We start from the raw sequence: 6,446 nt of genomic DNA, 5'->3' as shown, positions 1-6,446 counted from the left end.
GCTGAAGTTGAGTAGCTGAAGTTGAGTAGCTGAAGTTGGGTAGCTGAAGTTGGGTAGCTGAAGTTGAGTAGCTGAAGTTGAGTAGCTGAAGCTGAGTAGCTGAAGTTGAGTAGTTGAAGCTGGGTAGCTGAAGTTGAATAGTTGAAGTTGAGTAGCTGCTGCTGAGCCGCCAATGTCGAGCTGTTAATATCTCGCCACTGATGCTTACCCTCTAATGCAGGCCTGCCGACATTGCTCCGATAATACGACGCTTTCGGCGGGGCACATTTTCCCGTCAAACGAAATAAGTGTACTTTCTGCAGCTATATTGAGGAGAAACCCTCTGTTTTCCGGAATAGCTGCACTCTGTACACTTAAAAAAACATAAAAGCCCGCTTTTCACCGAAACAGCCTGGAATAGCTGCACAGAGTGCAGTTATTCTGAGAATAACGCCGAAAAAGGCTAGTTTAGTTGCACAAAGTGCAGTTATGTTGGGTGTCTGTTTTAGGGAGATTGATCTGCTGAGAATCGTTGAGCCAACGAAGTGGAAATTCATCACCTAATTATGGACCAGCTACCGATGTGAGGCGTTTAGTTTGATAAAAGACACTTAATCCTACAGTTTCCGGTCCAAAAGGGTGTTGCGGCCCCGAATAGATGACGTTTTTCCACCTAATTCTCACAAAAGGTGAAAAACGGCCGGATTAAGTGACGAAAATCCAACTAAATGGATTCAGCTTGCAATACGCAGCAGGGAAAGGGGCGGCGGGCTATTTTGTGAAAGGGAGTAGTAAGCGTGTCCAACCCCCTGCTTTCACCCTGACCGATTGACTAACGTATGACCTGCCCCTATGATGATAAATAATATAAAACATCGCAGAGCGTATATTAAATACCGTACAGCGTATAGAGGAGTGAGACAGCATGTCTATGGAAATTGAACTCAAATTCCTGCTGCCGGAATATCCGGAGCAGCTGATTGAGGGCGGAGAGCTCAAAGTGATTACACGGCACAGCATTGACCAGACGTATCTGGCGATTGAGGACGGGCAGGAGCTGCGGGTACGCAAAATTACTGATCTGGATTCGGGCGAGATAACCTTTACACATACATTCAAGGACGGCAAGGGCATCAGCCGCAAGGAGATTGAATACGACATCTCGGAGGGGCTTTATAATCAGATGGTCGAGGCGGTTAAGGCAGTTCCCCTGGTCAAAACACGCACTACAGCGGTATGGAACGGCATCACTGTAGAGATCGACGTCTATACCCAGCTGCAGCTTACTGTAATTGAAGTGGAGTTCGATTCCCTGGAGGAAGCGCAGAGCTTCAGTGCCCCTGAATGGTTCGGACAGGATGTAAGCGTCGAGAAAAAGTACAGCAACAAAACCGTCTGGAAAGAGCTGCAGAAGAAATAAGGGCGGCATCCGCATTTTTTCAAAATATCAGAAAGGTTAAGTCAAGGGACTTATACAGGTCTGAAATTTCTCGCAGAAACGGATGTCGCCTTCCCTGAAGGACGACGAAGCCGTCTCTACTTGCAAAAGTTAACACGGAAGTAACGGACTTTAACGCTTAAACGTGCTAATATATAGGGAAGTTCAACGCAGGATAAATAAAGAGGGGTCCAGGAGGATGAGACAGGTATGGAGTATATAAGCACAAGAGGAAAAGTGCAAGCTAGAGGCTTTATTGATACAGTTCTGATGGGACTGGCAGATGACGGCGGGCTGATGGTGCCGGCCAAAATTCCGGTCATCTCCCCGGATACGCTGGAGGATTGGCGGAAGCTGAGCTTCCAGGAGCTGTTCCTGGAGATTTTCTCGTACTATACCAATGATGAAATTCCTTACAATGATCTCAAAGAAATGGTCTACACCAGCTATGGCAATTTCCGTGCGCCGGAAGTGACGCCTCTTCATAAAGTAACGGATTCCCTGTATGTGCTGGAGCTGTTCCACGGGCCGACGTTTGCATTTAAGGATGTGGCGCTGCAGTTCATGGGTGAGCTGTATTCCTATATCGCCAAGGTACGCGGTGAAATTATCCATATTCTCGGGGCAACCTCGGGGGATACCGGTGCAGCGGCGATTCAGGGCGTACGCGGCAAAGAAGGCATCAAAATCTGTATTCTGCATCCGCATAACAAGGTGAGCAAGGTGCAGGAGCTGCAGATGACCACTGTGGATGACAGCAACGTGCTGAATTTGTCTGTGGAGGGTAACTTTGACGACTGTCAGAAGGTGATTAAAGAGCTGTTCGCCGATCTGGACTTCAAAGGAAAATACCATCTGCGGGCGATTAACTCTATTAACTTCGTGCGTATTCTGGCCCAGACGGTTTACTATTTCTATGCTTACCTGCAGATTGAGAACAGCGGTGACAAGAAGATCAATATCAGCGTGCCTTCGGGCAACTTCGGCAACATTTTCTCAGGCTTCCTGGCTAAGAAGATGGGCCTGCCGGTCAATAAGCTGATCATCGCCACGAATGAAAATAACATCCTCGAACGCTTCGTCCTGACCGGCGAATACAAACCGGGGAACTTTACGAGCACCTACAGCCCTTCGATGGATATCCAGGTGGCGAGCAATTTTGAGCGTTATCTGTATTATTTGCTGGACGAGGATGCGGTGAAGCTGTCAGACTATATGGCGGGGCTTACGGCAGACGGTAAAATTACGGTGGATGGCGGGCTGTTTGCGCAGGTACAAGCAGATTTTGCCGCACTTGGCGCGAAGAATCAGCAATGTCTCGATATCATCACCAAGTATCAGCAGGAGTACGGCTACCTGCTTGATCCGCACACGGCCTGCGGAATTGCCGCCTATGAGGCGTTCAGCGGACCGGATGAAACTACGATTACGTTCGCAACTGCACATCCTGCCAAATTCGACGAGGCGATTGCCCTGACCGGCATCCAGCAGGAATTCCCGCCGCAGATTTCCGCATTGTCCGAAATGCCGCAGCATATGACGGTTGTGGAGCATGATAAGGCGAATATTGTACGCGAGCTGCAGAATTTTTTCGCATAAAAGAATTATTGGCATACCCGGAGGTCCGTTCTTGAAAAAGAGCGGGCCTTTTTACATTGTTCGTTGTCCCCGGTTTAGCTTCTGAAGGCACTGCTGAATAGGAATGGGAAATGGCGGGTATTCTGCTGACAGCCGCTTTTTACAGCCCGATTGTGGGAAGGAACAGGCCGGTTTGACAGGTGCATTTTTTCACATGAAAAATCTAGCGGAAATTGTCGGAAATTACCCTTCAAAAAGTGGACATCCCTGACATGGAGTGAGAAAATAGCAGTTATAGATCAATAAGACAAAAGGACGGGATCACTCATGACAATTCGTTTCGGGGTCGTTGGCACCAACTGGATTACAGACCGTTTTATTCAGGCAGGACTGGAGAATGAGGATTTTATTCTGACTGCGGTATTTTCACGTACTGAGGAAAAAGGCCGGGCTTTCGCCGCCAAATATGCGGGAGCCGCTATTTATACGAATCTGGAAGATATGGTGTCCAGTCCGGAAGTGGACGCTGTGTACATAGCCAGTCCTAACTCCATGCATGCTGAACAGGCGCTGATCTGTATGAATCACGGCAAGCATGTCCTGTGTGAAAAGCCGGCGGCCTCCAACAGCAGAGAGCTGAAGCTTATGATCGAGGCGGCGCGTGCTAATGATGTTCTGCTGATGGAAGCGATGAAATCGACGATGATGCCGAATTTCAGTGTAATCAAAGACAATCTCTATAAGCTGGGCACAGTACGGCGTTACTTCGCGAGCTATTGTCAATACTCCTCCCGGTATGATGCTTACCGCCAGGGGAATGTGCTCAATGCCTTTAATCCGGAATACTCCAACGGTTCCCTGATGGATCTGGGCATCTACTGCCTGTATCCGATGGTGGCGCTGTTTGGTAAGCCGGATGCGGTGAAGGCGGCAGGCCATATGCTGACCTCCGGGGTTGACGGGGAAGGAAGTATGGTTATGAGCTACCCTGATATGGATGCCGTTATTATGCATTCCAAAATTACGGATTCGTATCTGCCTGCTGAAATTCAGGGGGAGAACGGGACGATGGTGATCGACAAAATCAACCAGCCCTATCAGGTCAAAATCCACTACCGCGACGGGACGATCGAGGAGCTTACCGTGCCGCAGGTATATGAGGCGATGTATTATGAAGCGCATGAGTTTATTGAGCTGCTGAAAAGCGGACAGCGCGAGAGCAGCATCAACAGCCATGATAGCTCGCTGGCGGTAGCAGAAATTATGGAGGAGGCCAGAGTGCAAATCGGTCTCCGTTATGCGTCGGATCTATAGTGAAATGGGGAGCAGCACTTGAAGACATTTAAAAAGGTATACATCGAGATTACAAGCGTCTGCAACCTGGCCTGCAGCTTTTGTCCGCCTACGGAACGGCAGAAAAATTTCATGAAGCCTGAAACCTTTAACAAAATTCTGGATGAGATCAAGCCGCACAGCAATCATATCTATCTTCATGTTAAGGGAGAGCCCCTGCTGCATCCAAAGATCGGCGAGCTGCTGGATCTAGCGTACGCCAAAGGGTTCAAGGTTAATATTACAACTAACGGGACACTGATTCATAAGGCCGGACCGAAGATCATCGGCAAGCCGGCGCTGCGCCAGATGAATTTCTCGCTGCACAGCTTTGACGGGCATGAGGGCTCCGAGAACCGCGGGGGCTATCTGCGGGAGATTATTTCGTTTGTCCGCGAAGCCTCGGCGCAAGGCGTGATCATCTCCTTCCGGCTGTGGAATCTGACCGAGGACAATCAGACGAATGTGACGCGGATGCGCAACCGCGAGACATTAGCGGTGCTGGAGGAGGCCTTCAATCTGGACTACCGGATTGAAGAAAAGGTGGTTCCCGGCAGCGGCGTCAAGATTGCGCCGCGCGTCTATCTGAACCAGGACCACGAGTTCAGATGGCCGGCCCTGCATGAGCCGGAGGATGACGGCAAAGGCTTCTGCCATGCGCTGCGCAGCCAGGCGGCGGTATTGGTTGACGGCACGGTGGTACCGTGCTGTCTGGACGGCGAGGGCGTCATCAACCTCGGCAATCTGCATGAGCAGCCGTTCTCCGAGATTGTTGAAGGCGAGCGGGCGAATAATCTGTTCTACGGCTTCTCCCGCAGGGAAGCGGTGGAGGAGCTGTGCCGCAAGTGCGGGTACCGGCAGCGGTTCGGGACCTGATAAGAAGTCTGTCTACAACAAAACCTCTCTTTTAGCGAAATGGAGTATGACTATCCATTCTGCTAAAGAGAGGTTTTTTAGTTGTGCTGCGTTGTGCTGCGTAGCGGAGTCCTGCTCCAAATGTCAGCCTTTGATGATCAGATCAGCCTGGATAAGGATTTTTTCAAAGCTGGCGCCGGGATTAAGGATTCGCCACAGCATCTGGTCTACCGCCCGCATGCCAATCTGTCCCTTATCGACATTCACGGTAGCCAGAAGAGGCAGTGCAGGATAGGTGTTGTCAAAGCCGGTGAAGGCCAGATTGGCGGGAACCGGCAGGCCCATGTATTCCAGCGTTTCGATCGCAAACAGCGCGTAAGTGTCATTGGCACATATGAAAATGTCCGGCAGTCCATGCTCGGTGACAGCAGCGGCGAAGGTCTCCCTGAACTGGTCAATCTCAGGCCCGATCAGCGCAGGAATCTGGCTGAGTCTGATTCCTTTGTCCTCTAGTGCTGCACGGAAGACTAGAAAGCGTTCATAGAAGCTTTCGGCATCACGGATGTTGCCGACAAACTGGAAACGGGTGTATCCCTTCCCGAGGGTCAGGTCCATCAGCTCCTTCATCACAGTCAGGTTATCAGTAAAGATGGAGTCGCTTCTAAAGGCGGGGTCAGCGTGATCCACCATCATCACAGGAATCCCGAGGCTCCTGATCTCCAGCAGAATGGGGGTTGAAATCGAGCCGACGGTAATCACGCCCATGATAGCTTCCGGATGCAGGAGAGAGAACAGCGAGTCGCCCTTGGGTTCGGTTAACGTCACCACGTTGATGCCCCGCTGGCCGAGCCTGGAGGAAATGCCGTTAAATACCGGACCCCAGTATAAGGATTCAGGGTTCTGGTAGCGCACGTTAGGAAACAGGATTACAATGCTTCCCGACCATTTGCGGATATCCAGATCAACCGGGCCGCCCGGAGCCTGCGCCGGCAGAGAGTCCTTGAAATAACCAAGCTGTCCGGCTGCTTTGAGTATCGTATCCCGCGTCTGGGAGCTGACTCCGGGTTTGTTGGATAAGGCCCGTGAGACCGCAAATTTGGACAGTCCTGTGAAATCGGCTATAGATTGAATCGTAACTTTGCGTCGCATAAAATCATCCTACTCTAGTGAGATTGGTTAACATATCAAAAGGAAGCCGCATTACAATTTTACATGAAGCCGGCCGGACTCACACATCTTTTTTTAACTGTTAATAATCAAGGGG

At 50.4% G+C, this 6,446-nt stretch carries 5 protein-coding genes; 4 read left to right on the top strand and 1 reads right to left on the bottom strand.

Going from position 1 to position 6,446, the window contains the following annotated elements; genetic code table 11:
• Nucleotides 1-904 precede the first annotated feature (904 nt).
• The 4 genes from BN3772_RS06000 (at nt 905) to BN3772_RS05985 (ending at nt 5,203) form a co-directional block, all read left to right on the top strand.
• Nucleotides 905-1,399 (top strand): CYTH domain-containing protein, encoded by a 495-nt coding sequence (locus BN3772_RS06000; RefSeq protein WP_042197783.1) that lies wholly within the window; start codon nt 905-907, stop codon nt 1,397-1,399.
• A gap of 228 nt (nt 1,400-1,627) precedes the next feature.
• Nucleotides 1,628-3,016, top strand: a complete 1,389-nt coding sequence (thrC, locus tag BN3772_RS05995) for a threonine synthase (RefSeq protein WP_042197781.1) — start codon at nt 1,628-1,630, stop codon at nt 3,014-3,016.
• A 306-nt stretch (nt 3,017-3,322) separates the two neighbouring features.
• Nucleotides 3,323-4,309: a Gfo/Idh/MocA family protein gene (locus BN3772_RS05990; RefSeq protein ID WP_042197779.1), complete on the top strand. Its 987-nt coding sequence runs from the start codon at nt 3,323-3,325 to the stop codon at nt 4,307-4,309.
• An 18-nt stretch (nt 4,310-4,327) separates the two neighbouring features.
• Nucleotides 4,328-5,203, top strand: coding sequence for a radical SAM/SPASM domain-containing protein (locus BN3772_RS05985; RefSeq protein ID WP_042197777.1), 876 nt, complete (start codon nt 4,328-4,330; stop codon nt 5,201-5,203).
• Between the two features lie 123 nt (nt 5,204-5,326).
• Here the strand turns inward: BN3772_RS05985 and BN3772_RS05980 are convergent, their stop codons facing one another.
• Nucleotides 5,327-6,331: a LacI family DNA-binding transcriptional regulator gene (locus BN3772_RS05980; protein WP_042197775.1), complete on the bottom strand. Its 1,005-nt coding sequence runs from the start codon at nt 6,329-6,331 to the stop codon at nt 5,327-5,329.
• Between the last annotated feature and the right edge of the window lie 115 nt (nt 6,332-6,446).

Source organism: Paenibacillus camerounensis (genome assembly GCF_000723885.1).
GTDB classification, from domain to species: Bacteria; Bacillota; Bacilli; order Paenibacillales; family Paenibacillaceae; genus Paenibacillus_AQ; species Paenibacillus_AQ camerounensis.
The sequence above is the reverse complement of the archived record's forward strand: the minus strand, read 5'-3'. Positions and strand labels throughout refer to the sequence as shown.

What these genes read in the sequence shown, in the direction of transcription:
- BN3772_RS06000 (WP_042197783.1), top strand. Translation starts at nt 905, where the DNA reads ATGTCTATGGAAATTGAACTCAAATTCCTGCTGCCGGAATATCCGGAG.
- thrC (WP_042197781.1), top strand. Translation starts at nt 1,628, where the DNA reads ATGGAGTATATAAGCACAAGAGGAAAAGTGCAAGCTAGAGGCTTTATT.
- BN3772_RS05990 (WP_042197779.1), top strand. Translation starts at nt 3,323, where the DNA reads ATGACAATTCGTTTCGGGGTCGTTGGCACCAACTGGATTACAGACCGT.
- BN3772_RS05980 (WP_042197775.1), bottom strand. Translation starts at nt 6,331, where the DNA reads ATGCGACGCAAAGTTACGATTCAATCTATAGCCGATTTCACAGGACTG.